Source organism: Pectobacterium hainanensis, from assembly GCF_046237015.1.
Lineage (GTDB): Bacteria > Pseudomonadota > Gammaproteobacteria > Enterobacterales > Enterobacteriaceae > JBJYIN01.
The window spans coordinates 24,895-48,455 of sequence record NZ_JBJYIN010000018.1 but is presented as its reverse complement, the minus strand read 5'-3'; the positions used below and the strand labels follow the sequence as shown (position 1 = coordinate 48,455).

24 protein-coding genes and 1 tRNA gene are annotated in these 23,561 nt (G+C 47.6%); 10 read left to right on the top strand and 15 right to left on the bottom strand.

The window, feature by feature from the left end; all coding sequences use genetic code 11:
- Positions 1–8 precede the first annotated feature (8 nt).
- Complete coding sequence (locus ACKPVM_RS16780; protein ID WP_409310821.1) at positions 9–950, bottom strand: D-ribose ABC transporter substrate-binding protein; 942 nt, start codon at positions 948–950, stop codon at positions 9–11.
- Between the two features lie 285 nt (positions 951–1,235).
- A complete protein-coding gene (gene pgpB, locus ACKPVM_RS16775) occupies positions 1,236–2,003 on the bottom strand; it encodes a phosphatidylglycerophosphatase B (RefSeq protein ID WP_409310915.1) in 768 nt (255 codons plus the stop codon).
- A 204-nt stretch (positions 2,004–2,207) separates the two neighbouring features.
- Between pgpB and ribA the strand changes: the two genes are divergently transcribed.
- A complete protein-coding gene (gene ribA / locus ACKPVM_RS16770) occupies positions 2,208–2,801 on the top strand; it encodes a GTP cyclohydrolase II (RefSeq protein WP_409310820.1) in 594 nt (197 codons plus the stop codon).
- Positions 2,802–2,865: 64 nt separating this feature from the next.
- On the opposite strand, the gene acnA is transcribed toward ribA, so the two are convergent.
- Both acnA and ACKPVM_RS16760 read right to left on the bottom strand, forming a co-directional pair.
- On the bottom strand, positions 2,866–5,538 hold the full coding sequence (gene acnA / locus ACKPVM_RS16765) for an aconitate hydratase AcnA (RefSeq protein WP_409310818.1): 2,673 nt from the start codon (positions 5,536–5,538) through the stop codon (positions 2,866–2,868).
- Positions 5,539–5,702: 164 nt separating this feature from the next.
- Positions 5,703–5,993 (bottom strand): hypothetical protein, encoded by a 291-nt coding sequence (locus ACKPVM_RS16760; RefSeq protein ID WP_409310816.1) that lies wholly within the window; start codon positions 5,991–5,993, stop codon positions 5,703–5,705.
- A gap of 455 nt (positions 5,994–6,448) precedes the next feature.
- Here ACKPVM_RS16760 and gstA point away from each other — a divergent pair, with 455 nt between their 5' ends.
- On the top strand, positions 6,449–7,057 hold the full coding sequence (gene gstA / locus ACKPVM_RS16755) for a glutathione transferase GstA (protein ID WP_409310814.1): 609 nt from the start codon (positions 6,449–6,451) through the stop codon (positions 7,055–7,057).
- Between the two features lie 33 nt (positions 7,058–7,090).
- Here gstA and pdxY read toward each other — a convergent pair whose 3' ends face one another.
- From pdxY to anmK, 5 genes are all read right to left on the bottom strand, one after another.
- Complete coding sequence (pdxY, locus tag ACKPVM_RS16750; RefSeq protein ID WP_409310813.1) at positions 7,091–7,948, bottom strand: pyridoxal kinase PdxY; 858 nt, start codon at positions 7,946–7,948, stop codon at positions 7,091–7,093.
- 89 nt (positions 7,949–8,037) lie between these two features.
- The gene (gene tyrS, locus ACKPVM_RS16745) at positions 8,038–9,315 is read right to left on the bottom strand and encodes a tyrosine--tRNA ligase (RefSeq protein ID WP_409310812.1); all 1,278 of its coding nucleotides are present in this window, start codon (positions 9,313–9,315) and stop codon (positions 8,038–8,040) included.
- A 158-nt stretch (positions 9,316–9,473) separates the two neighbouring features.
- The gene (gene pdxH / locus ACKPVM_RS16740) at positions 9,474–10,157 is read right to left on the bottom strand and encodes a pyridoxamine 5'-phosphate oxidase (RefSeq protein WP_409310810.1); all 684 of its coding nucleotides are present in this window, start codon (positions 10,155–10,157) and stop codon (positions 9,474–9,476) included.
- Positions 10,158–10,297: 140 nt separating this feature from the next.
- Positions 10,298–10,609 (bottom strand): MliC family protein, encoded by a 312-nt coding sequence (locus ACKPVM_RS16735; protein ID WP_409310809.1) that lies wholly within the window; start codon positions 10,607–10,609, stop codon positions 10,298–10,300.
- 67 nt (positions 10,610–10,676) lie between these two features.
- On the bottom strand, positions 10,677–11,789 hold the full coding sequence (gene anmK / locus ACKPVM_RS16730) for an anhydro-N-acetylmuramic acid kinase (RefSeq protein WP_409310808.1): 1,113 nt from the start codon (positions 11,787–11,789) through the stop codon (positions 10,677–10,679).
- A gap of 378 nt (positions 11,790–12,167) precedes the next feature.
- Here anmK and ACKPVM_RS16725 point away from each other — a divergent pair, with 378 nt between their 5' ends.
- Complete coding sequence (locus ACKPVM_RS16725; RefSeq protein WP_409310807.1) at positions 12,168–12,635, top strand: outer membrane lipoprotein; 468 nt, start codon at positions 12,168–12,170, stop codon at positions 12,633–12,635.
- A gap of 266 nt (positions 12,636–12,901) precedes the next feature.
- On the opposite strand, the gene slyA is transcribed toward ACKPVM_RS16725, so the two are convergent.
- Both slyA and ACKPVM_RS16715 read right to left on the bottom strand, forming a co-directional pair.
- Positions 12,902–13,339, bottom strand: a complete 438-nt coding sequence (gene slyA, locus ACKPVM_RS16720) for a transcriptional regulator SlyA (RefSeq protein ID WP_409310805.1) — start codon at positions 13,337–13,339, stop codon at positions 12,902–12,904.
- 171 nt (positions 13,340–13,510) lie between these two features.
- The gene (locus ACKPVM_RS16715; RefSeq protein WP_409310803.1) at positions 13,511–13,750 is read right to left on the bottom strand and encodes a DUF1289 domain-containing protein; all 240 of its coding nucleotides are present in this window, start codon (positions 13,748–13,750) and stop codon (positions 13,511–13,513) included.
- A 353-nt stretch (positions 13,751–14,103) separates the two neighbouring features.
- Here ACKPVM_RS16715 and gloA point away from each other — a divergent pair, with 353 nt between their 5' ends.
- On the top strand, positions 14,104–14,511 hold the full coding sequence (gene gloA / locus ACKPVM_RS16710) for a lactoylglutathione lyase (RefSeq protein WP_409310801.1): 408 nt from the start codon (positions 14,104–14,106) through the stop codon (positions 14,509–14,511).
- Positions 14,512–14,686: 175 nt separating this feature from the next.
- Entirely contained in the window at positions 14,687–15,358 is a 672-nt protein-coding gene (gene rnt / locus ACKPVM_RS16705) for a ribonuclease T (protein WP_409310799.1), read from the top strand.
- A gap of 80 nt (positions 15,359–15,438) precedes the next feature.
- Here the strand turns inward: rnt and ACKPVM_RS16700 are convergent, their stop codons facing one another.
- Positions 15,439–15,789 carry a Grx4 family monothiol glutaredoxin gene (locus tag ACKPVM_RS16700; protein ID WP_409310797.1) on the bottom strand — a complete coding sequence of 117 codons (351 nt, stop codon included), beginning with the start codon at positions 15,787–15,789 and terminating at the stop codon, positions 15,439–15,441.
- Between the two features lie 408 nt (positions 15,790–16,197).
- Between ACKPVM_RS16700 and ACKPVM_RS16695 the strand changes: the two genes are divergently transcribed.
- The gene (locus ACKPVM_RS16695) at positions 16,198–17,055 is read left to right on the top strand and encodes a C40 family peptidase (RefSeq protein WP_409310913.1); all 858 of its coding nucleotides are present in this window, start codon (positions 16,198–16,200) and stop codon (positions 17,053–17,055) included.
- 85 nt (positions 17,056–17,140) lie between these two features.
- Here the strand turns inward: ACKPVM_RS16695 and cydH are convergent, their stop codons facing one another.
- Positions 17,141–17,230 (bottom strand): cytochrome bd-I oxidase subunit CydH, encoded by a 90-nt coding sequence (gene cydH, locus ACKPVM_RS16690; protein ID WP_121575788.1) that lies wholly within the window; start codon positions 17,228–17,230, stop codon positions 17,141–17,143.
- A gap of 382 nt (positions 17,231–17,612) precedes the next feature.
- Between cydH and purR the strand changes: the two genes are divergently transcribed.
- A complete protein-coding gene (gene purR / locus ACKPVM_RS16685) occupies positions 17,613–18,644 on the top strand; it encodes an HTH-type transcriptional repressor PurR (protein ID WP_409310795.1) in 1,032 nt (343 codons plus the stop codon).
- 335 nt (positions 18,645–18,979) lie between these two features.
- A complete protein-coding gene (gene cfa / locus ACKPVM_RS16680) occupies positions 18,980–20,131 on the top strand; it encodes a cyclopropane fatty acyl phospholipid synthase (RefSeq protein ID WP_409310793.1) in 1,152 nt (383 codons plus the stop codon).
- 84 nt (positions 20,132–20,215) lie between these two features.
- On the opposite strand, the gene ACKPVM_RS16675 is transcribed toward cfa, so the two are convergent.
- On the bottom strand, positions 20,216–20,851 hold the full coding sequence (locus ACKPVM_RS16675) for a riboflavin synthase subunit alpha (protein ID WP_409310792.1): 636 nt from the start codon (positions 20,849–20,851) through the stop codon (positions 20,216–20,218).
- A gap of 506 nt (positions 20,852–21,357) precedes the next feature.
- On the opposite strand from ACKPVM_RS16675, the gene ACKPVM_RS16670 reads away from it, so the two are divergent.
- A complete protein-coding gene (locus ACKPVM_RS16670; RefSeq protein WP_409310790.1) occupies positions 21,358–22,731 on the top strand; it encodes an MATE family efflux transporter in 1,374 nt (457 codons plus the stop codon).
- A gap of 215 nt (positions 22,732–22,946) precedes the next feature.
- A tRNA-Val gene (locus tag ACKPVM_RS16665) sits at positions 22,947–23,023 on the top strand.
- A gap of 90 nt (positions 23,024–23,113) precedes the next feature.
- On the opposite strand, the gene ACKPVM_RS16660 is transcribed toward ACKPVM_RS16665, so the two are convergent.
- The gene (locus ACKPVM_RS16660; protein ID WP_409310788.1) at positions 23,114–23,428 is read right to left on the bottom strand and encodes a DMT family transporter; all 315 of its coding nucleotides are present in this window, start codon (positions 23,426–23,428) and stop codon (positions 23,114–23,116) included.
- Between the last annotated feature and the right edge of the window lie 133 nt (positions 23,429–23,561).

Here is a 23,561-nt window from a genome sequence, read left to right as displayed (position 1 = left end):
TGGCTTGATTACGGTTTCAACGCAAAGGCATTGAGTTTGTTAGCATTAGCTTCATCGATCAGTACACAGTCCATCAGCTGTTTTTCGTCATACTGAGCTTTACCATTTTTCAGGTAATAATCTGCCTGCATCACGGCCATCTGAGCCTGTTCCCAACCAGGTTGCAGTACCGTTGCCTTGATATTGCCCTTATTGATAATGGAGTCGCGGACATAATCGCTACCGTCAAATCCGACCACGATCACGTCATGCCTTCCGGCTGCTTTCAGCGCCGCTTCCGCACCAAGCGCCATGGTATCGTTACCGGAAATGACGCCGGTGATATCCGGGTTAGCTTGTAAAATGGATTCCATACGGGTAAAGGCTTCGGTTTGGCTCCAGTTAGCGGTTTGTCTGGCAACCATCTTCATATCGCTATATTCGTCGATAACATCGTGATAGCCCTGAGAACGAACGTGCGCATTGGTATCTGACTCACGCCCAATCAATTCTACGTATTTGCCTTTTTTCCCCATCAGCTCAACAAACTTTTCAGCTCCCAGTTGTGCGCCCTGATAGTTGTTGGAAACAATCTGAGCAACGGCAACACCAGTTTCATTGATTTCGCGATCGATAAGAAACGCAGGAATACCGGCGGCTTTTGCTTTCTTCAACGGCCCAATCGTCGCATCAGCCCCCGCGTTATCGAGAATGATGGCCTTAGCCTTGCGGGCAATCGCCGTTTCAATCAGTTGGTTCTGCTTACTGACGTCATCATCATGTGAAGCCACTAGCGTGGTGTAACCCAGTTCGGTCGCTTTGGCTTTCGCGCCATCCGCTTCCGCTTTGAAAAACGGATTGTCGTGTGAAGGCGTGATAATGGCGATCAACCCTTTGTCAGCCGCGAATGAACCAGCAGAAAGGGAAAGCATGATAGCCGTCAGATAGGATTTCAGTAGGTAAGGCTTCATTATTATTCTCCTGTTTGAATATATATTCATTATTGAATTAACATTCAATTGAAGTTTTGCAATCAAACGAAAAATTGTCCAATGGCAAAAATCGAAATAGCGAAGCAGCTCACAAATTGTTTACATTTTTGATACTGGTTAATATTTGAACTGCGTGTGGTAACACTATATGGAGATGTAACGGGGATAATATGGAGAATAAAGCCAACTTCGTCAGCGGGCGACTTCACGCCACCCGCTGTATGGCTAACCTGTTATTAAGGTGGTTAATGTTGTGTTACGAGACTAATTATCGGCGGCATCCTCTTTGGCCTGCTCTTTCACTTCTTCTCGTTGCAATGAAAGCGGGCCGCACCAGCGCTGCGCTAACCAGCAGGCAACGATCACTAAAAGCCAACTAATCAACGTTGCAACCACTAGGTCGCGTGGCCAATGCATTCCTAGTACCAGACGACTTCCCATCACGGCACTCGCCCAGAGCATCAATATCACCACTGTTTTGTAATGACGACGCGCCCATAATAGCCCGACGGCCAGCAGTGCCCACGTTGCGGAGAACATAGTATGACCAGAAGGAAAAGCGAACCCGGTTTCAAACTGCCAATGATGGCGTAACCACGTCGGGATCTGTGGCTCATTCTTCAACTGAGATTTAACCAATTCAGATCGCTCATGGCGTGGTAAGGCGTAAAAATAACGCTCGTCGATCTGGTAATTTTTTTCCAGCCAGACCACGAAAGGCCGCGATTCCTGCACCCATTCTTTAATTCCGGATTTTACTCCCTGACCAATAAGCAGCGTGATACCCATGATGACAATCAACCCAAGTGCAGGCTTAAGACGAAAACGTAAACACCATAAAAACCAAGCGCCAAGCACCACACTGGTGATCCCGCCCCATGGCGAAGTCACGGTCTCGGTTATCCAAAACAGCACCTTCAGCCACAAGCCGCCATATTCTGGTTGCCACTGCCAGCCACTCCCCCAAATAATCAGTGGCATAATAAGCAATATGCCCGCGCCTACGGTGGTTCTTTTGGCGATCTCGTACATCATTTCTTCCTATAATTCAGTGTGATGCCAGTAAACATTTTTTTTACAATTCTATCAGAAAAACCGACATGAACCGTCAGTATGGCGTAAAATAGCCACCAGTTATGTCAACGAGTCGGTGATTGTTCAGTGATTTCCCGCTGGTCAATCCCCCCTTCCGGCAGTAGGATGCGCGTCAGCATTTTTGCTTTTTTGGAGAACAACATGCAGCTAAAACGGGTGGCAGATGCCAAATTACCCACCCCCTGGGGCGATTTTCTCATGGTAGGGTTTGAAGAAATCGCGACAGGACACGATCATCTTGCATTGGTCTATGGTGATATTTCAGGTCCAACACCCGTACTGGCTCGAGTACATTCCGAGTGTCTGACGGGGGATGCGTTGTTTAGCCTGCGTTGCGATTGTGGGTTCCAGCTTGAGGCCGCACTGAGCCACATTGCGGAAGAAGGTCGAGGTATATTGCTCTATCACCGTCAGGAAGGCCGTAATATTGGGCTGTTGAATAAAATCCGGGCCTACGCTCTGCAAGATCTAGGCGCCGATACGGTCGAAGCCAACCATCAATTGGGGTTTGCCGCCGATGAACGCGACTTCACACTGTGTGCCGACATGTTCAAGCTATTAGGTGTCGATGAAGTTCGTTTACTGACCAATAATCCACAAAAGGTTAAAATCCTGAATGAAGCAGGCATCAACATTGTTGAACGTGTCCCGTTGCAGGTAGGAAGAAACCCGAAAAATGAGCGTTACCTGGCGACCAAAGCGGCCAAAATGGGCCATTTGCTAGATACAAAGTAAATCATCGCAACAGGGTGCCAGAACAACGATCTGACACCCTGTTGTCGTCTAAAACATATGTCACCTAAAGCATATTACGAATCACGTAGTGCAAAATACCATCGTTCTGGTAATAGGTGAGTTCGTTGTGCGTATCAATCCGACAACGGGTTTTAATCACCGACTGATGCCCTTCACGATCCTTAATGGTGACCTCAACCTGAGCACCTGGGGTAAGTTGATTTAATCCGGTAATCGATATCTGTTCATCTCCCGTCAATTGCAACGTTTTACGCGTCATCCCGTCTTCAAACTCCAATGGCAGAATCCCCATACCAATCAGATTCGAGCGATGAATACGTTCAAACGATTCTGCAATCACCACGCGGACACCGAGTAAACGCGGCCCTTTCGCTGCCCAGTCACGACTGGAGCCAGAGCCGTACTCCTTACCGGCAAAAAGCGCCAGCGGGACACCTTCAGTCTGATAACGCATCGCGGCATCGTAAATGGTCATTTCATTCTGGGAAGGCACATGTCGGGTATATCCGCCTTCCTTACCGGGAACCATTTCATTACGAATGCGAATGTTGGCAAATGTTCCACGCATCATCACCTCATGATTCCCGCGACGGGAACCATAAGAGTTAAACGCATTCGTTTCGACGCCACGCTCCAACAGATAACGTCCGGCAGGACTGTCTCGCTTGATATTCCCCGCAGGGGAAATATGGTCAGTCGTCACCGAATCCCCCAGCATGGCCAAAATTCTCGCATCATTAATATCTTTTACCGGATCTGGCGTTTTCCCCATTTCAAGAAAGAAAGGAGTCTGGCGGATATAGGTCGAATCCTGCGGCCATTGGTAAGTAGGATTGTCATCCACATCGATCGCTTTCCACTCAGACGTTCCCTCAAAGACCGATGAATACTGTTTGTGGAACATCTCAGCACTGACGTTCAATACGGCTTCGGCGACATCCTTAGCAGAAGGCCAGATATCCCGCAGATAAACCGGCTGACCTTGCAGATCATCGCCTAGCGGTTCATTAGTCAGATCAATATTCATATTGCCAGCCAATGCGTAGGCCACCACCAGCGGTGGAGAAGCCAACCAATTGGTTTTCACCAGAGGATGGATACGCCCTTCAAAATTCCGATTACCAGACAGTACCGCGCCAACGGTTAAGTCACCTTTTTTAATCGCGGTTTCAATCTCATCAGGCAAGGGGCCGGAGTTCCCGATACAGGTGGTACAGCCATATCCCACCAAATTAAATCCCAAGGCCTCAAGGTAAGTGGTCAATCCTGCTTTGTCATAATAATCCGTCACCACCCGCGAACCGGGTGCAAGAGACGTTTTTACCCATGGCTTTTTCTTTAACCCTCGTTTCACCGCATTTTTCGCCAGCAACCCGGCCGTCATCAATACGCTAGGGTTAGACGTGTTCGTACAAGAGGTGATCGCAGCAATGACAACAGCTCCGTGATACAAACGGTGCGTTTCTCCCGCCAGCGTAAATTCCTCATAATCCGGACGATCCTTAACCGTATTCACCTCCAACGCACGACTGGCATTAAACGCTTGCGGCACGTCGGATAATCTCACCCGGTCCTGTGGCCGCTTCGGCCCCGCAAGGCTGGTTTCCACACTCCCCAAATCCAATGCAAGCTGGCTGGTGAATACGGGTTCATCACCGGGATTACGCCATAGCCCTTGCGCTTTACTGTACGCCTCAACCAGCGCAATCTGTTCATCGTCCCGGTTGGTCAGCCGCATGTATTCCAATGTGATGTGATCGATGGGAAAAAAACCGCAGGTTGCGCCGTACTCCGGTGCCATGTTGGCAATTGTCGCGCGATCCGCCAGCGGTAAATAATCCAGCCCATCACCATAGAATTCGACGAATTTTCCGACCACGCCGTGTTTGCGCAGCATTTGTGTTACCGTTAACACCAAATCAGTGGCAGTGATCCCTTCCTGCATTTTCCCCGTTAGTTTTACACCAACCACATCAGGCACTAGCATCGATATAGGTTGCCCCAACATCGCGGCTTCAGCTTCAATCCCTCCGACACCCCAACCTAATACGCCAAGGCCGTTGATCATGGTGGTGTGGGAGTCTGTTCCAACCAATGTATCTGGATAAGCAATAACCTTACCATTCCGTGTTTCATACCAAACGGCTTTCGCCAGATATTCCAGATTGACCTGATGACAAATTCCCGTCCCCGGCGGAACCACCCGAAAATGGCTAAATGCATTTTGTCCCCAGCGGAGAAACTGATACCGCTCGTGGTTACGTTCCATTTCCAGTTGCGTGTTCTCTACCATGGCCTGTTGATCGCCAAAACGATCGACAGTCACCGAATGGTCAATGACCAGATCGACCGGTGACAGCGGGTTTACCTTTTTAACATCGCCCCCTAAACGTTGCACTGCGGCACGCATCGCGGCTAAATCGACCACCGCAGGAACACCGGTAAAATCCTGCATAAGCACACGAGCAGGCCGATAGGCAATTTCTCGATCAACATGTCCCGTTTCCAGCCAGGAAACCACTGACTGTAGATCGGCTTTTCTAACCGTATCATCGTCCAGATGGCGTAACAGATTTTCCAGTAAGACTTTCAGCGATTTTGGCAGGCTCTCCAGTGAACCAAGCTGCCGGGCAGCCAAAGGTAAACTGTAGTAATAGTAGATCTGCTGCCGGACGGTCAGGGCAGCGAGACAAGTTTCGCGAAAAGATGCTGACATGCTTCCTCCCAAGTGGCTTGGCAAATTATTCTTTTGTCCAACCCGCCATACCCCAAGTATTCCGTGTCATCACATCGGATGACTTTCCCATCTTGCTACTTTCCTGCGACTTGAATGATTTTGGGTATAGCGGATTATTTAATATCCCGTTTAAACATGCGGTCTTATTTAAAGATAACACAAACAAAAAATAACGTTTTAGCAACAAACCAGACCATTACCCCACCATCATGGATATCGGGGAAATACGATTGAGAGGTGACGCATAAAAATGAAAGAAAACCACCAAATCTGGCAAATAATGTAAAGAAAGCGTAAGTTTTGACGATATACGTAACGTTATCTACCCCAAATAATTCAAGTTTCAGGAAGGCGGCAAGAGAAGGACAAATTCGTCGGGAACGAATTTGACCAGCCTTTGGCTGGCCTTCGGTGAGAGACAGGATGTCTCTCATTTAATCCCGATGAGCTTACTTGAGTAAGTGATTCGGGTGACTGAACGCAGCCAACGCACATGCAACTTGAAGTATGACGGGTATATCCAATCAATTATTAGTGCTGACTGGCAACATAAACCGATGTTGACAGCATCTCATAGGAGCAGGCTCAAGAAGGGATGGAAGAGCAGAGGCAATGCGCTTGTGGCACAAAATCAGTCCGTACAACACGCCTTTTTCTACGCCACGTTATCCCCTAACCAGCCTGAGTTTCAGGACAAACGTTATTATGTTGGACAATACGACGCGTTAGCGTAGGTGACGTGAAGTATGGCGATGATAGTGATGAAGAATCATTTTGCTGAATACTTCACAACCCCATATCGTTATTTGTAGTAAAAATACAAAATCTGTTTTTTAGCAAAAATTCCGCCATCAACAGATGGAAAAAATAATAATATTAAGGGGTTTTCATGAAACTGTTTTACAAATCTGGAAGCTGTTCTCTCTTTTGTCACATCGTGCTGCTGGAATCCAAATTAGAATTTAAAATGGAAAAAGTCGATCTCCGAACGAAGAAAACCGAACGGGGCATCGATTATCAGCAGATCAACCCAAAAGGGCTTGTCCCCGCACTGCAACTTGATGATGGTACCGTGCTGACTGAAGGCGTTGCTATCGCGCAATATATTGCGGATCAGGTTCCACATTGTAATTTGATCGCCCCTGAAGGCAGCATGGCTCGCTACCATACGATTGAATGGCTGAATTATATTTCGTCCGAGTTACACAAAAGTTTTTCGCCTATTTTCCGACCCGGTACGCCGGAAACGTATAAAGAATTACTGGTGGAGTATTTGCAGGTAAAATTCCGCTACATCAACATGGTACTGAGCGAACAGAATTATCTGGTCGCCAACCGGTTCAGCGTTGCAGATGCCTACCTATTCACCGTGATGCGCTGGGCTCAGTCATTGAAGCTGGATATGTTCCGCTACCCCGCGTTGGCGGCTTATCTCGATCACATCGCTGAACGCCCTTCTGTTGCTATGGCGTTGAAGATTGAGCGCCTGAAAGGATAGGAACCGAAGCCCCGTTAACCACGGGGCTTGCTATTACAGTCGCTCTGCCAGGAAATGGTGGCGAGGGTTGGCGATCCCATCCTGCGCAGCCACCAGTTGCAGTTCATATGCACCCATTTCTTTCGTCATCAACATCACTTCATACACCGCTGCGGTCGTGTGTTCGAGCGCTTTATTCAGCGCAACGCCCTTGAGCAAATTGACCAGCAATAATCCACTGGTTAAATCGCCCACGCCAACCGGTTGGCGTTCAAACTCAACCAGAGGGCGACTGATATGCCAGGCTTCATCCAACGTAACCAGTAGCATTTCAAAGCTGTCTTCACGATAAGCGGCACGGCTGAGATGTTTGACCAACACAATTTTTGGCCCTTGCTTACACAAAGCTCGAGCCATTTCTACGGCTTCCGCGACATTGTGTACAGCATGGCCGCTCAGCAACTCCAACTCCGGTAAATTCGGAGCGATCATATCCGCAACGTGCAATGAACGATGGCAATGAAAATCCGACACACCAGGCGCAACGATACATCCTTTTTCAGGCGTCCCCATCACCGGATCACAGAAGTAAAGCGCATCGGGATTAGCCTCTTTGACCTGACGGACAATACTCAAGATATGTTCACCCTGCTCCGCCGAGCCGATATAACCACTCAGCACCGCATCGCAATCTTTCAGACGATCAATATCGGCGATCCCTTGAATAATCTCCGTTAAATGGTCTGCCGGCATGACACAACCACGCCAATGCCCATACTGCGTATGGTTAGAAAATTGCACCGTATTCAGTGGCCAAACGTTTGCCCCCATCCGGCGCATGGGAAATTCGGCGGCACTATTCCCTGCATGTCCAAAAACAACGTGTGATTGAATAGAAAGTATATTTTTCATGAGAAACAACTCAGATCCTTGCCTGCGCAACGGCGCTTTAATCACTGACGGACAGAATAAAGGGAGCTATCGCTCCCTGATGGTTTTTCTTATGCTTGCCAGCAAATCAAGCAGTAGTGCTTTTTGCCTCGACGCAACAGGGTATAACGGTCAAACAAGCGATCGGTTTCACTGAAGCGATATTCAGGATTGGCCTGCTTTTCACCATTAATGGTTACGGCATTGGACGAAATCATCGTACGTGCCTGACCACGCGATGGCACCAGTTCCGCACTCACCAGTGCCTGCTGTAAATCGGCATCGCGATCCAGTTCGATAACCGGCATCCCATCCTGTGCTAGCTGTGCAAAATCATCCTGCGTCATATCCTGCAATGACCCCGAGAACAAACTTTGCGTAATACGACGAGCCGCTGCCAGGCCAGTTTCACCATGAACCATGCGAGTGACTTCTTCAGCAAGCACATATTGTGCCCGTGGCGCTTTGCCGCTGTTTTTGTCTTCCTCTTCCAGCGCATTGATCGCTTCCAGGCTCATGAATGTGAAGAATTTCAGGAAACGGTAAACATCCGCATCCGCCGTATTAATCCAGAATTGATAGAATTTGTAAGGACTGGTCTTGCTGGCATCCAACCAGATGGCACCACCTTCGGTTTTACCAAATTTAGTACCATCTGATTTGGTAATCAGCGGCACGGTCATCCCATAAACCTGTTTCTGGTTCATACGACGGGTCAAGTCAATCCCTGAGGTGATGTTGCCCCACTGATCGGAACCGCCAATCTGTAATTCAACCTGATGCTGCTTATTCAAGCTGGCAAAATCATAACCTTGCAGAAGGTTGTAAGAGAATTCAGTGAACGAAATACCGACGTCATCACGGTTCAGACGCTGTTTAACGGCCTCTTTATTAATCATCTGATTCACAGAGAAGTGCTTACCGATGTCACGCAGGAAATCGAGCACATTCATATGACCAAACCAATCATAGTTGTTGGCTGCTATGGCGCTGTTTTCTCCGCATTCGAAATCCAGAAAAGGGGAAACCTGACGACGGATCTTTTCAACCCATTCGCTAACGGTGTCGGCTGTGTTCAATTTCCGCTCTGTTGCTTTGAAGCTCGGATCGCCAATCATCCCTGTCGCGCCACCGACCAAGGCAACAGGTTTATGCCCGGCCAACTGGAAACGTTTCAGGCAAAGCAGCGGTACCAGATGCCCCAAATGCAAGCTGTCAGCGGTAGGATCGAAGCCGCAATACAGTGCAATTGGCCCTTGCGCCAGTCGCTCTGCCAACGCATCCTCGTCCGTTACCTGGGCAATTAAGCCCCGCTCTTGCAATTGTTTAATCAGGTTACTACTCGCCATCGATAACTCCGTTTTTATGCAAAAATGTGCTTGTTTAAAAATACAGTGTGATATGCAAGACATAACGACTTGCAACGCCGACGCATTCAGTTCGCGAAACTTCATAGGATAAAGCGCTCACGACAGGAGCGCCAGAGATAAACGAGGATATTTCGAGATTAGGGTGCCAGACGATCAATCAGCCAGTTTTCACCCTGACGTTGATAGAAAAACCGGTCATGCAAACGATGTTCTCCCCCTTGCCAAAATTCCATTGAGTCGATCTTCACACGAAAGCCCCCCCAGAAACTCGGCAGTGGGATGTCGCCATGCTGAAATTTTTGCTTAAGTTCAAGAAATTTACTTTCCAGCACACCTCGCGCTGAAATTCGGCTGGACTGCTTGGATACCCAGGCACCAATCTGGCTATCCTTAGGGCGACTATGAAAATATTTTAGTACGTCCAAAGGCGGCAGTTTTTCAACCTGTCCCAACACCATCACCTGTCGTTCCAGCATGTGCCAGGGAAACAACAGACTAATTCTGGGGTTGTGTGCCAGATGGCATGCTTTACGGCTGCCAAGGTTGGTGTAAAACACCATTCCTTTATCGTCGTAATGCTTTAATAACACGATGCGCTGATAGGGTTGTCCCTGCTCGTCAACCGTCGCTACCGACATCGCCGTGGGGTCGGCCAGGCGAGCGTCACACGCCTGTCTTAACCAGCGTTCGAACAAATCCATTGGGTTATTGGTCAGATCGCTACGACGCAATCCGCCACGCGTATATTCACGGCGTAAATCAGCAATATCGGCGTCCTGAACAAACGACGCGTTACCGGAAGGTGAGCTTTCCTGTGTCATAGTGTCCTGCTATAGCTATATCGAATTGAGAAATGAGTATGTCTGTTATACCCCAAGTAGTGCATCGCATTCTGCGCTCACCCCCGGAAAATCTCAATCAACGGCAGAGACACGATGACAAGTTGGTAAAACTGATGGCATCAGTTCAATAGACAGTCGTCCACGATAACGCGCTCGCCCCTCTGGATGAAGGCATGATTGCCCTTGCTCCAGAACGTGTAGGATCCATCGCTGTAACGCGCGCCAGAAGCAGATATCACCTGAGGCAAGTTATGCCGTTCGCCGTCCAGCAGGAAACTCACCTGCGATGACGATTTATCACCAGACTGCATCGTAACTGTCAACGGCATCGTGCCACATTGATAGTGCAGCGTTTCCACCGATTGTTTCGGCGCAAAATAACTGCACCCACTTATAATAACCAGCGCCATCCCCATCAGTACTCGTTTCATTGGTATCTCCCCTTGTTTTACACCAGTGTAACAACAGGCGATCTCATGAAATCTCAGTAAAATCTGATTAATCCACCATGACCGGATAAATCGCACCAAGCAGTGTTTCCTGACTGGCTCCCGTCACCGAAGGGAGATTTCCAGGTAATCCGGATAGCGTTCGCGAAGCCAGCCAGGCAAACGCCAGTGCTTCCATATCATCGCCGCTGATCCCAAATTCATCCGTTGTACTGACTTCAATGCCTGGCAATAATGCAGATAACCTAGCCATGATCAGCGGGTTTCTGGCCCCACCGCCACAAACCAGTAGACGCTCACACCCCCCTGAGAGCAAAACCTGATCTGCCACGCTCACCGCCGTCAGTTCCGTCAATGTTGCCTGCACATCCTGTGGCGATAACGGCGGTAAACCAGATAGTTTTCGCTCCAGCCAGCCCATATTAAAATACTCACGTCCGGTGCTTTTCGGTGCGCGCTGAGAGAAATAAGGATCGGTCATCAGGCGTTGTAACAGTAACGCGTTGACTTGCCCAGATAACGCCCATTCGGCATCCTTATCATAAGGTTGAGCACAATGACGCCAGATCCATGCATCAAGCAACATATTTCCCGGGCCAGTATCATAACCGCGTACCGCAACGCCCGGCACCAACAGTGATATATTCGCAATACCACCAATATTCAGCACAATGCGGCGTTCAATCGAGTGTAACAGCAACGCATGATGAAATGCCGGTACCAGCGGCGCGCCCTGCCCGCCATAAGCCAGGTCTCGGCGGCGAAAATCCCCCACGGTGGTAATGCCGGTCATCGCCGAGATACGATTATTATCACCGATTTGCAATGTACAAGGCGCTTCACCATTGGGCTCATGCCAAACGGTCTGACCATGACAACCAATTGCCGTAATATCCTGTGGGTTGAGTTCTGTTTTTTTCAGTAAAGCCAACACAGCATCCGCAAAGAGTATGCCCAAACGCGTGTCCAATTGTCCCAGCGCAGAAAGGGTGACTTTTTGCCCCTGACACATAGATAAAATCGTCTTTTTGATATCCGGCGGTATCGGATGACAATAGCTGGCTTGTTGTGCGACCGTGTGTTCATCAATTGCCGCCAATACCACATCAATACCGTCGAGGCTGGTTCCCGACATCACACCAATGTATCTGCCTGATCTCATTTCATGGCCTTTTCCCCTGCGGGGCGAAGAGGAGCGGTGGTTAAAAAGATAACTGCGACAAAATAGCATTTTAACAAACTGAATTATTAAAATTTTTTATGTTTTTGCCATACTTGTTACATTTTTGTTGGAAAATAGCCTATTGACTTTATTTCTTATGCAGACATAGTTTGCTACAAAGACGACATTTACGACAAAAACCGAGTGGGTAAAATTTTACGCTCTGTTTATCACCCGTTGAAGCGCACTATCATAGTCTGCGAAAATACGTAAAAAGAGTGGAATGCGGCGTAAAGCCAAACCATAATTTACAGGTATAACATTCGTCGGTTGAATTATGCCTCTACCGACATATTTGCCATTACAGGAGTCTTTATTATGATGAAGCGTTTGCTTGTGGTGACCCTCGCAGGTATCACTCTGGCTGGCTGCGCCAATACCAGCACGCTTTCAGGAGATGTGTATAGCGCCTCCGAAGCCAAACAGGTGCAGACCGTCACGTACGGCACCATCGTTTCCATGCGCCCGGTACAAATTCAGGCCGGTGAAGATTCCAATGTCATTGGGGCGCTTGGCGGTGCTGTTCTCGGGGGATTCCTGGGTAACACTATCGGCGGTGGTTCCGGCCGTAGTCTGGCTACCGCTGCAGGCGCGGTGGCTGGCGGCGTAGCAGGGCAAAGCGCCACTGGTGCATTGAACCGTACGCAGGGTGTTGAGTTAGAAATTCGTAAAGATGACGGCTCGACCATTATGGTTGTACAAAAACAAGGCGACACAAAATTCAGCGCAGGGCAACGCGTTGCGATGGCAAGCAACGGGCGCAGCATTACCGTCTCCCCTCGTTAATCCCTTTATGTTCGCCACTCATCAGTGGCGAACATAAACGCGTCAAACGTTACTTTTGCATTTGTGGCGTTCATTATCCTAATCATCCATGAATCTCATTTTAAATGAGGCAGCACAAGCCCGGTTCAAAAACACATCAACGTTTCTATCTTGCAACTTGCACCATGACGGATATATGTACAACAATATCGAACCCCGGAAAAAAAGATCAATAATAATCTTGGGATGTTCCAGGGTTTAATTTTAGATATTCTCACCGGGCTTAACTAAACCTGCTCCTCATTCAACGCCAATATATTCTGTTCCAGTCGAGCAATCAGCAACGCTAATTCATCAACTTGTTCAGACGTAATGCCGAATAATACTTCATTACGAGTATGGCTAATTACATCGGTGACAGCCTGAATAATCGGTTCGGCAGCATCCGTCAACATGATACGTTTGGCTCGCCGATCGTGCGAACAAACATGTCTGGTAATCAACCCCTTCTCTTCCAATTGGTCTAATGTTCTGACTAATGAAGGCTGCTCAATCCCTATCGCTTTCGCCAATTGAATCTGTGATTGACCAGGCGGAAGATGGTAGATGTTATGCAACGTAACCCAATGCGTTTGCGTTAAATCCAGCGGTTTCAATCGATGATCGACTAAAGCACGCCAAACACGCACCAGACGAGCTAAATCAGATCCTAATGGCAATTCCATCACAACTCCTTATAATTAGCGTGCTAAGTTATATCCCTGGATTGCAATCAATTCTGATTTATAAAAAATAAAAAGATGGTTTTTATTGTTGTCGTAAAAAGGATACTACCAAATAAAAGTCTTTGAAAAATGATCTCGAACTTATTTTATTAAGTGAACGCTCATGGCTGTTTAAAATAAAGACTGTTGCGATGACTCCGCAGGCAATTCAGTTTTCTCTATCCGCTGCTGGCGTCTCATTCGCTGCCGACACAAACGTAACACGTCTTGTTTTTGCCCATCACTCATTTGTCCCCAACTAAAACGCTCATCGCGACGGCGAAAACAGCCGCGACAATATCCTCGTTCATCTGACTGACAAACGCCACGACAAGGATTGGGTACAGCAAAAAGTTCAAGTTGCTCTGGCACCGAACCTCCTTCCACGACTCTATTTATTGAAGCCTCGTTCTCTTCTGCTGGCAAGCCCTAGCCATCAGTAACCATAAAAATAATTAGCTATGCATTGTTATCTTTGATGATTTTTTTTCATCACCACGCGCTCAACACCCCGTCTATCATCATTTTTCCGCTTGGTGGTCATATCCAAAACAGATGATACCGTTAACATCCCTTCCCCGCCGATGGCTTGGACTCTGCATTCCAGCGACGCTATACTCCCTTTCTATCCATTTTTTCTATCCGCTATGTTGCCGTTCTCCTTCGCAGCGAACCGTTGCGGCTAACGGCACCGGCGGTTAACTACAGTAGCCATCGAGGAAATTATGCGCTTACTTCATACCATGCTACGTGTTGGCGATTTACAACGTTCTATTGATTTCTACACTAATATCTTGGGCATGCGCGTGCTGCGCACCAGCGAAAACACTGAATACAAATATACGCTGGCTTTCGTCGGTTACACCGAAGAAAGTGAAGGCGCGGTTATCGAATTAACCTATAACTGGGGTGTCGAAAACTATGATATCGGTAGCGCGTTCGGCCATATCGCACTCGGTGTTGACGATGTAGCCGCAACATGTGACCGCATCCGCAAGGCGGGAGGAAACGTAACCCGCGAAGCTGGCCCAGTAAAAGGCGGCACCACGATTATTGCCTTTATTGAAGATCCTGATGGCTATAAAATCGAACTGATTGAGAATGCGCAATCAGGCCAAGGAATTGGTCACTAAGACCTTAACGTCACCAGAGCGAACCACATAAGCGCGGATACCTCACAGGTATTCGCCTTTTTAGGAATGACCACTTTCTCACCCACACACCACTACGTAAATAAGCAGGGTTACTGCATCTCTCGCCAAAATTTGCCATAATGCGCGCTGCGTTTTGCTAAAGACTAAGAGACCAATGGCTGATAAAAATGACCTAAACGCCCTGAATGGTCGTTTCCGTGGGTTTTATCCGGTAGTAATTGATGTCGAAACCGCCGGGTTTAATGCCCAAACCGACGCACTACTGGAAATTGCTGCGGTAACATTAAAAATGGATACGGATGGTTGGTTACAGCCAGATGAGACATTACATTTTCATGTAGAACCTTTTGCTGGCGCGATTCTGGAACCCGCAGCACTGGCCTTCAATGGCATTGACCCGACCAACCCGTTGCGGGGTGCGGTCAGTGAATATGAAGCGTTACATGAAATTTTCAAAACGGTTCGGAAAGGAATTAAGGATCAAAACTGCAATCGAGCAATCATTGTTGCGCATAACGCAACGTTCGATCACAGTTTTCTGATGGCAGCAGCCGAGCGCTGTAGCTTAAAACGCAACCCGTTCCATCCTTTCGCAACATTCGATACCGCTGCATTGAGTGGCCTCGTGCTGGGACAAACTGTGTTGGCAAAGGCATGTATCACCGCCGGTATTTCATTTGACTCCAGCCAGGCGCACTCGGCGCTCTATGACACCAATCAGACCGCATTATTGTTTTGCGAACTGGTGAACCGCTGGAAACGCTTGGGTGGATGGCCGGTAACGCTGAGCGAAAACTCGTCGGAAGTTGAATCCGAAGCGAGTTAAACAGCACAGGGCGTATTTTTTAGCGTCGCTAGTGCTTGTTCAACATAAAAAAATAATGGGTGCAGATGCACCCGTTATTTTTACGCCTGAGCGTCTGTCTGAGGCTTGTGCTTTTCAGCCGTTTCTTTAATTAACTGCTGTAGCTCACCACGCTGATACATTTCAATCACGATGTCACATCCACCGACCAGTTCACCCTCTACCCACAACTGCGGGAAAGTCGGCCAGTTGGCGAATTTAGGCAATTCGGCCCGGATATCGGGATTCTGTAAAATATCAACATAGGCAAAACGTTCGCCACAGGCTGACAACGCCTGTACCGTCTGTGCAGAAAAACCACAGCTCGGTAATTTAGGGGAACCTTTCATGTACAATAAAATCGGGTTTTCAGCAATCTGTCGCTGGATTTTTTCAATTGTCGTTGTCGTCATTCTCTTGCTTCCTTAAACCTCATAGGATGGCTGTCATCTGTACATGACTGATGGGTCTCTGTCAGATGTACCATTACAACATTATCTACTCAAGCATATTGTACCGAGGGCAATAGCTACAAAAAAACGCCATTTTTTGTGTGGTTTTATCTTTTTGTTTTGCGATTGAATCAATTTCATCCGCTTTCCCAAATAAAGGCTGTCAGCGACCAAAGATGATACGCTGAGACTTTGTGTATCGATGAAATCCGAAACAAAAAATGCTGATTAATCCACCGAAAAAAACAACTATTAACGTTTTTTCACTATTCTGTATGAATAAAGAGGCCGCACCCACTTTTTTATCATGTCGTTTTCAGGAATACTGTGTCGGTTGAGCGATTTAAGAGGTATCTTCGATCATTTATCATGCGCTTATTTATTACGCTTTTTATATTGTTTTTCAGCAATCTCTTTCTGAACCTGGCTCAGGCCGCCCCCAATGCAAACCATTCATCGCCGCGTAAAACCAGCGTGAAAAATGTCGTTGAAGGAGATCACAAAAAAAGCAAACCGGTAAAGAACAATAAAAAATCACCGACGCCGATAAAAAGTAAAAAGCCAGAAACAACGACTAAAATTAAAAACGATAAAATAAAAGTCGTGACAAAGCATTCTTCTGAAAAACCTCTATCAAGAACTAAAAATGCCACGCCAGCATTGGTCAAAAAAGGGCTTAAAAAGTCAAACACCGATAGCAATGTAAAACTGGCGGCTACTCACGGCAGATTAAAATCCGGTTTGAAAGGTAAAGTAGAAACAGGAAAAAAAGAGAAACTGGATAAAGGCTTAACGCTCAGTGCTGCACATAAAAAGCGTTATCAGCATGCCAAATTAACGGCAATGAACAAACTAATGAGTCAGATCGGAAAACCCTATCAGTGGGGAGGGGCTTCCCCATTTACGGGTTTCGATTGCAGTGGGCTGGTTTATTATGCCTATAAAGACGTCGTTAAAATTCAAATACCACGTACGGCTAACGAAATGTATCACCTGCGTGATGCAGCCCCGATTAAAAAGAATGAACTGGAAAGTGGTGATTTAGTCTTCTTCCGCATCAACAACCGTGGCGCAGCGGATCACGTTGGTGTTTATCTGGGGGACGGCAAGTTTATTCAGTCGCCCAGGACAGGCTCAGACATCCGCATCAGTAAATTAAGCGAAGATTACTGGCAGGATCATTATGTGGGTGCTCGTCGGGTTGTGACACCACAAACGATTCGCTAACCGGATTAACGGACACGTTCTGAATATCAAAACGTGTCAGAACCGATAGATAGCTCAAATGAACGTACGTTGGAACACGGATAAATCAGTTCAATACAGCCACGAAGCTAAATACAATAATCATTGCCAAAGCGCCAACGGTCGTCAGCAGTGACATCTTCAGATCGGTATCCATAATTCTCTCCTTTTGGTATCACATCCAAATGATGGTAAAAAATCGGTCTTCATCATTCGGGGTTTAAACGGGCAACCATTTGAAACGATAAATCGTCTGGTTATGCTGATTCTTCCATAATTTTAATGAAAAATCTCGTACTGATGCCGCACGAATAGTATAAATTACCGCTTCCACTTTCGTGGCAAATCGGACAAAATCCGCTGTTTATGATAGCTCTGCGTCCCGGTCGAAAAACATCAACCTTGTCCCTTCAGGTATAATATTCGGCATCCTCCTTCTGAAATCCTGTTTTTTCGTCAAGGAGGAGGGTTTTACACGCAAGCAAACGATTAACAATATACTTACGGCTGTAACAGGTAAGTTTAGGAGTCATTTTTAGATGGCAACGATCAAAGATGTGGCAAAACGGGCTGGCGTTTCGACCACAACCGTATCGCACGTGATTAATAAAACACGTTTCGTCGCCGAAGAGACTAAGGCTGCCGTGAGGGCGGCGATTAAAGAGTTACATTACTCACCTAGCGCCGTTGCCCGCAGCCTAAAAGTTAACCACACAAAATCGATTGGATTGTTGGCAACGTCAAGTGAAGCGCCCTACTTTGCCGAGATTATCGAATCCGTTGAAAACAGTTGTTATGCCAAAGGCTACACGCTGATTTTATGTAACTCCCATAACAACCTCGACAAACAACGCGCCTACTTGTCCATGTTGGCACAAAAACGCGTGGATGGTTTGTTAGTGATGTGTGCGGAATATCCACCAGAATTACTTGCCATGCTCAAAGATTACCGCAGTATTCCCATGGTGGTAATGGATTGGGGACAGGCGCACAGTGATTTCACCGACACCATTATCGATAATGCTTTTGAAGGCGGCTATATGGCCGGTCGCTATTTGATCGAGCGTGGCCACCGGGATATCGGTGCGATCCCTGGCATTCAGGAGCGCAACACCGGAAGCGGTCGCTATCTGGGCTTTTTGAAGGCGCTGGCCGAGGCTGATATCACCGTGCGTAACGAATGGATTGTTCAGGGAGATTTTGAGCCGGAATCAGGTTATAAGGCCATGCACCAAATTCTGTCGAATAAACAACGTCCTACCGCCGTTTTTTGTGGCGGCGATATCATGGCGATGGGTGCAATCTGTGCCGCAGATGAGCTCGGATTGCGAGTTCCTCAGGATATTTCAGTGATTGGCTACGATAACGTTCGACATGCTCGTTTTTTCACGCCAGCACTCACCACCGTGCATCAACCGAAAGAGCGCTTGGGACAATCCGCTTTCTCAATGCTGCTGGACCGAATCACCAGCAAGCGTGAAGATGCACAGGTTATTGAAGTTCATCCAACGCTGATTGAACGCCGCTCCGTCGCAGACGGACCTTTCCGCGATTACCGCCGCTACTCCTGATCGCAAGCGATTTTATCACGTCGAGCCTTCCCGATACTGCTTCAGCCAATTTATGCTTGTTCCCCGGCTGGGGCAGTCCTAAACTAATTGCTGTTTTGTGCAAACTGAATTTTTCACTTTTCTTCACTATCCTTAATCATTACGTGCAAGCGGATGGCACAGATTAACCTTAAGGATGAGTGCCCCTACGTATTGACGTACCGGCTTTTTCTTCTTCAGTTTCCTTTGATTATTCAAAGGCTAGATGATGGGAATATCCCACCGAGATCGATTATAGGTAAAAATTGTCTATGTTTTCCTTGCGATACATCATCGACGCAAGGTAGGGAGAAGCGATGAGCTCATCATATATAGCGGAACTGGATACCCGTAATGAGCCCTGGTTCCATATTGTGCATGACATGCTGAGTATGGCCGATATCAAAATTAATGGCTCTCGTCCATTTGATATCACCGTAAAAAACTCGGATTTTTTCAAGCGCGTATTGCATGACGGCTCGTTGGGGTTAGGGGAAAGTTACATGGATGGCTGGTGGGAATGCGAACGGCTGGATATGTTTTTCCATCGCGTGTTGCGTGCGCGGCTGGACGAAAAGCTCCCCCACCATCTAAAAGATATTCTACGGATTGCCACCTCCCGACTGATAAATCGTCAATCTAAAAGGCGAGCATGGGTTGTTGGTAAAGAGCATTATGATTTAGGTAATGACCTCTTTTCACTCATGCTTGATCCTTACATGCAGTATTCCTGTGCTTACTGGAAAACAGCCGAAACGCTGGAACAAGCGCAAGAAGACAAACTTGAGATGATTTGCGAAAAGCTACGCTTAAAGCCCGGCATGACATTATTAGATATCGGCTGCGGCTGGGGTGGCCTCGCAGAATTTGCGGCTCGCCGCTACGGTGTGTCCGTATGTGGTGTAACCATTTCTCGTGAACAACAAAAACTGGCACAACAGCGGTGCCAAGGTCTGGACGTCACGATTCTGCTACAAGATTATCGAGACCTTAACCTTGCGTTTGATCGCGTGGTTTCCGTTGGTATGTTTGAACATGTCGGCCCGCGTAACTACGATACCTACTTTCACGTCGTACATCAGAATCTGAAATCTGATGGCCTCTTTCTGTTACACACTATCGGCGCGAATCAAACGAACTCTCAGGTTGATCCCTGGACGGATAAATATATCTTCCCGAATGGCTGCCTCCCTTCGGTACGTCATATCGCCCAGGCCAGCGAACCTTATATGCTGATGGAAGATTGGCATAGCTTCGGCACGGATTACGATCGTACATTAATGGCCTGGCATACACGCTTCCAGCAAAGCTGGCCGCAGCTTTCTGAACGTTATCCCACACGTTTTCGCCGTATGTTCAGTTACTATTTGAATGCCTGCGCGGGCGCTTTCCGTGCTCGAAATATTCAACTCTGGCAGGTACTGTTTAGTCCAACTGGTGTGGAAGGTGGGATACGTATCGCTCGTTAACCACCGCGATTAAACGCCGCTGGGGCAATGCTCCCCAGGCGGCTGTTTTTGCAAAACGTGATTGTGGCAGGAACTGCCGTAAAGTTATTCTTCGTTAACCGATTCTTTCGTCTGTTGGCTAGCTAATACACGCTCAACCGTATCCACTACGGCTTGAGTTTGCGGATCGATTTCAATATTCACGCGGTGCCCCAGGCGCTTATGTCCTAAGGTTGTCCGGCTGAGCGTTTCAGGGATCAGGTGGACACAGAAGCGGCTGCGGGTAACCTCACCGATTGTCAGACTAATGCCATCGATACCGATAAAACCTTTGTGCAGGACGTATTTCATCAACGATTCGTCAGACAAACGAAACCAAATCTGGTGATTATTCTCCGAGACCAAAATTTTCACCACGTCTGCCGTACAGATGATATGTCCAGACATCATATGTCCGCCAATTTCATCCCCTATTTTTGCTGCCCGCTCAACATTGACAAAATCGCCTTCCTTCACGTCGCCGAGATTGGTGAGTCGTAGCGTTTCTTTCATCAAATCGAAACTGACACAATCCCCCTCGACCGATGTTACCGTCAGGCAACATCCGTTGTGAGCCACCGATGCGCCCGGAACCAACCCCGGTAGCAGTTCAGAAGGAAGTTTAATGACGTGCGTGCGAAAATTTGATTTTTCATCAATGGACACCACTGGCGCAGTGCCCTGAACAATACCGGTAAACATGCTACTTGCCTCTTAGAAAGAGAGATAAATACCTACCCAGCAGTTTGCACGATATTAAAACGAAAACCAAACTCCATTCCCTATAATCATGGAACGGCGTGAAAGCATTAACCCTTTGTGAATTTATAGCCATTCACATTGGTTTACTTCTGACAAATCGTTACAATGATAGCCTTATCTTATCAGCAACCTTATTGTGTCTATCTACGTTTAGGTATCCCGCATTCTTGTTATATACCCGTCATACTTCAAGTTGCCTGTGCGTTGGCTGCGTTCAGTCACCCGAATCACTTACTCAAGTAAGCTCATCGGGATTCCTTCGCTTGCCGCGTTATTCGGCCTTATGGCCTCACCCCGTTGGGGCCAGCGCAAGCGCTGTTCAAAAACGCCTTGCCGTTTTTGTCCTGAAACTTGAATTATTTTGGGTATAGCCAACAGATTTTACGATACAGGCGACGCCTGTCATCGGAAAAATGACGGGTATAATCAATTCAAGGAAGGTGTTCGTGCAACAGTATCTCTCAGAGGCGCGCAAACTGCTGGCGCTTGCCATTCCCGTGATTATTGCGCAGGTGTCTCAGACATCAATGGGTGTGGTGGATACCATCATGGCAGGCTCCTATAGCGCCACGGATATGGCGGCCGTTGCTGTCGGCACCTCTATCTGGCTTCCCGCCATTCTTTTTGGTCATGGATTATTGCTGGCGTTGACGCCCGTGGTGGCACAGTTGAACGGCTCCGGGCGCAGAGATCGTATCGCCCATCAGGTTCAGCAATCTTTCTTTCTGGCATTACTTATCTCTTTGCTGATTATGGTGGCGCTTTATCAGGGTGAATACGCTATCAATCTGATGAATGACAATGCGCCGGAACTGGCGGAAAAAGCCATTAATTATCTACATGCCTTACTGTGGGGCGTCCCTGGTTACCTGTTTTATCAGGTTCTGCGCTGCCAATGTGAGGGATTATCAAAAACCAAGCCCGGTATGGTGATTGGGTTTATCGGATTGTTAATCAATATCCCCATTAACTATATTTTCATCCACGGTAAATTCGGTATGCCCGAATTGGGCGGCGTGGGCTGTGGCGTAGCTACCGCATCCGTTTATTGGATCATGCTGCTCCTTATGATCGCCTATACCCGCCAAGCCAGCTGGTTGCATGATATCAAACGACACAAATCGCGTTTCCGACCTGATAAACAAGCGCTAACGCGTTTATTTTCACTAGGCTTACCGATCGCACTGGCGATGTTTTTTGAAGTCACGCTCTTTGCGGTGGTTGCCCTACTCGTGCTGCCATTAGGTGTCGTCGATGTCGCGGGTCACCAAATCGCGCTGAATTTTAGCTCATTAATGTTTGTCCTTCCCCTTTCTATCGGCGTCGCGACAACAATACGTGTCGGCCACCGACTGGGAGAAGGTTCGACCGATCTGGCTCGCATCGCGGCATACACGGGGCTGATGACGGGGATTGTGATGGCGTCTTGCACAGCAATATTCACCACATTGTTACGTGAACCCATTGCCCTGCTCTACAATCAGGAGCCGGATGTCGTTGCGATGGCGTCATACCTGATGTTGTTAGCTGCGATTTACCAAATATCGGATGCCATACAGGTTATCGGCAGCGGCGTATTGCGCGGATATAAAGACACCCGCTCAATCTTTTACATCACGTTTACTGCCTATTGGATACTGGGTTTGCCAAGCGGCTATCTTCTGGCGCTCACCGATCATATTGTCCCCAGAATGGGACCTGCCGGATTCTGGTGCGGGTTTATTATTGGCCTAACCGCGGCAGCGATTATGATAGTTGCACGTATCCGCTGGCTTCAACACCAGCCTGCGGCGCAGATTTTAGCCAGAGCCGCACGATAGTGTTATTTTTCGACGCCGAATGATCAAAAAAACGGCGAGATGAGTACAAGCTCAGCAATTAAACCTGGCAAGTGATTTTTCTCCTTGCCAGGCACGATGTCGCTCGCTAGTATGCGCCTCGCTGTCAGGTCTGGCAGCGACATGTAGCAATATGTTTGTATAACAATTTATTTTTATAAAAGTATGTTTATATAACAACATACTCACATAACAATGCGTTCATAGCTCAGTTGGTTAGAGCACCACCTTGACATGGTGGGGGTCGTTGGTTCGAGTCCAATTGAACGCACCATTTCTTGTTTTATCCCATTCCGCCTTTTCAGCAAATAATTTCGCTTATTGCTCATCCCTACAACCGTCTGATGATAGGGATCCTCCCGCGCTATGACGATAATTTCATCATGACTAATCCGCTGACGATAAGCACCGCCGCCGTCACTCTCATGATACTGACGGGTTCATTCAGAAAAACCAGCCCAACAATAAATGCGCCAACCGCACCAATTCCTGTCCATATCGTATAAGCCGTCCCCAACGGAAGCGATTTCATCGCCATCGATAAAAGAGAAAAACTGATGATCATGGTCACGAGCGTGATAGCGGAAGGAACAACCTTAGTGAAACCCTGAGATAGTTTCATGCTGTAGGACCAGACAATTTCAAAAAAGCCGGCAAGAATTAACAGAAACCAAGCCATATTACTCTCCTGACATGTAAATATGGGTCGTCCCATTAATTCGTTTAACGACAAGGGTCGTCCCTTGTCCGAATAGGAAATGCCATCATACCTTGCCACTGACGGGGAGTAAATTCTCCACTCGCGTTAGTCC

Bases quoted from the DNA above. Each gene is read 5' to 3' on its own strand.
- tyrS (WP_409310812.1), bottom strand. From the start codon at position 9,315: ATGGCGAGTAGTAACCTGATTAAACAATTGCAAGAGCGGGGCTTAATT.
- ACKPVM_RS16725 (WP_409310807.1), top strand. From the start codon at position 12,168: ATGATGAAGCGTTTGCTTGTGGTGACCCTCGCAGGTATCACTCTGGCT.
- gloA (WP_409310801.1), top strand. From the start codon at position 14,104: ATGCGCTTACTTCATACCATGCTACGTGTTGGCGATTTACAACGTTCT.
- ribA (WP_409310820.1), top strand. From the start codon at position 2,208: ATGCAGCTAAAACGGGTGGCAGATGCCAAATTACCCACCCCCTGGGGC.
- ACKPVM_RS16695 (WP_409310913.1), top strand. From the start codon at position 16,198: ATGCGCTTATTTATTACGCTTTTTATATTGTTTTTCAGCAATCTCTTT.
- rnt (WP_409310799.1), top strand. From the start codon at position 14,687: ATGGCTGATAAAAATGACCTAAACGCCCTGAATGGTCGTTTCCGTGGG.
- purR (WP_409310795.1), top strand. From the start codon at position 17,613: ATGGCAACGATCAAAGATGTGGCAAAACGGGCTGGCGTTTCGACCACA.
- cydH (WP_121575788.1), bottom strand. From the start codon at position 17,230: ATGGATACCGATCTGAAGATGTCACTGCTGACGACCGTTGGCGCTTTG.
- ACKPVM_RS16735 (WP_409310809.1), bottom strand. From the start codon at position 10,609: ATGAAACGAGTACTGATGGGGATGGCGCTGGTTATTATAAGTGGGTGC.
- gstA (WP_409310814.1), top strand. From the start codon at position 6,449: ATGAAACTGTTTTACAAATCTGGAAGCTGTTCTCTCTTTTGTCACATC.
- ACKPVM_RS16760 (WP_409310816.1), bottom strand. From the start codon at position 5,993: ATGAGAGACATCCTGTCTCTCACCGAAGGCCAGCCAAAGGCTGGTCAA.
- pdxH (WP_409310810.1), bottom strand. From the start codon at position 10,157: ATGACACAGGAAAGCTCACCTTCCGGTAACGCGTCGTTTGTTCAGGAC.
- ACKPVM_RS16675 (WP_409310792.1), bottom strand. From the start codon at position 20,851: ATGTTTACCGGTATTGTTCAGGGCACTGCGCCAGTGGTGTCCATTGAT.
- slyA (WP_409310805.1), bottom strand. From the start codon at position 13,339: ATGGAATTGCCATTAGGATCTGATTTAGCTCGTCTGGTGCGTGTTTGG.
- acnA (WP_409310818.1), bottom strand. From the start codon at position 5,538: ATGTCAGCATCTTTTCGCGAAACTTGTCTCGCTGCCCTGACCGTCCGG.
- cfa (WP_409310793.1), top strand. From the start codon at position 18,980: ATGAGCTCATCATATATAGCGGAACTGGATACCCGTAATGAGCCCTGG.
- pdxY (WP_409310813.1), bottom strand. From the start codon at position 7,948: ATGAAAAATATACTTTCTATTCAATCACACGTTGTTTTTGGACATGCA.
- anmK (WP_409310808.1), bottom strand. From the start codon at position 11,789: ATGAGATCAGGCAGATACATTGGTGTGATGTCGGGAACCAGCCTCGAC.
- ACKPVM_RS16780 (WP_409310821.1), bottom strand. From the start codon at position 950: ATGAAGCCTTACCTACTGAAATCCTATCTGACGGCTATCATGCTTTCC.
- pgpB (WP_409310915.1), bottom strand. From the start codon at position 2,003: ATGTACGAGATCGCCAAAAGAACCACCGTAGGCGCGGGCATATTGCTT.
- ACKPVM_RS16660 (WP_409310788.1), bottom strand. From the start codon at position 23,428: ATGGCTTGGTTTCTGTTAATTCTTGCCGGCTTTTTTGAAATTGTCTGG.
- ACKPVM_RS16700 (WP_409310797.1), bottom strand. From the start codon at position 15,789: ATGACGACAACGACAATTGAAAAAATCCAGCGACAGATTGCTGAAAAC.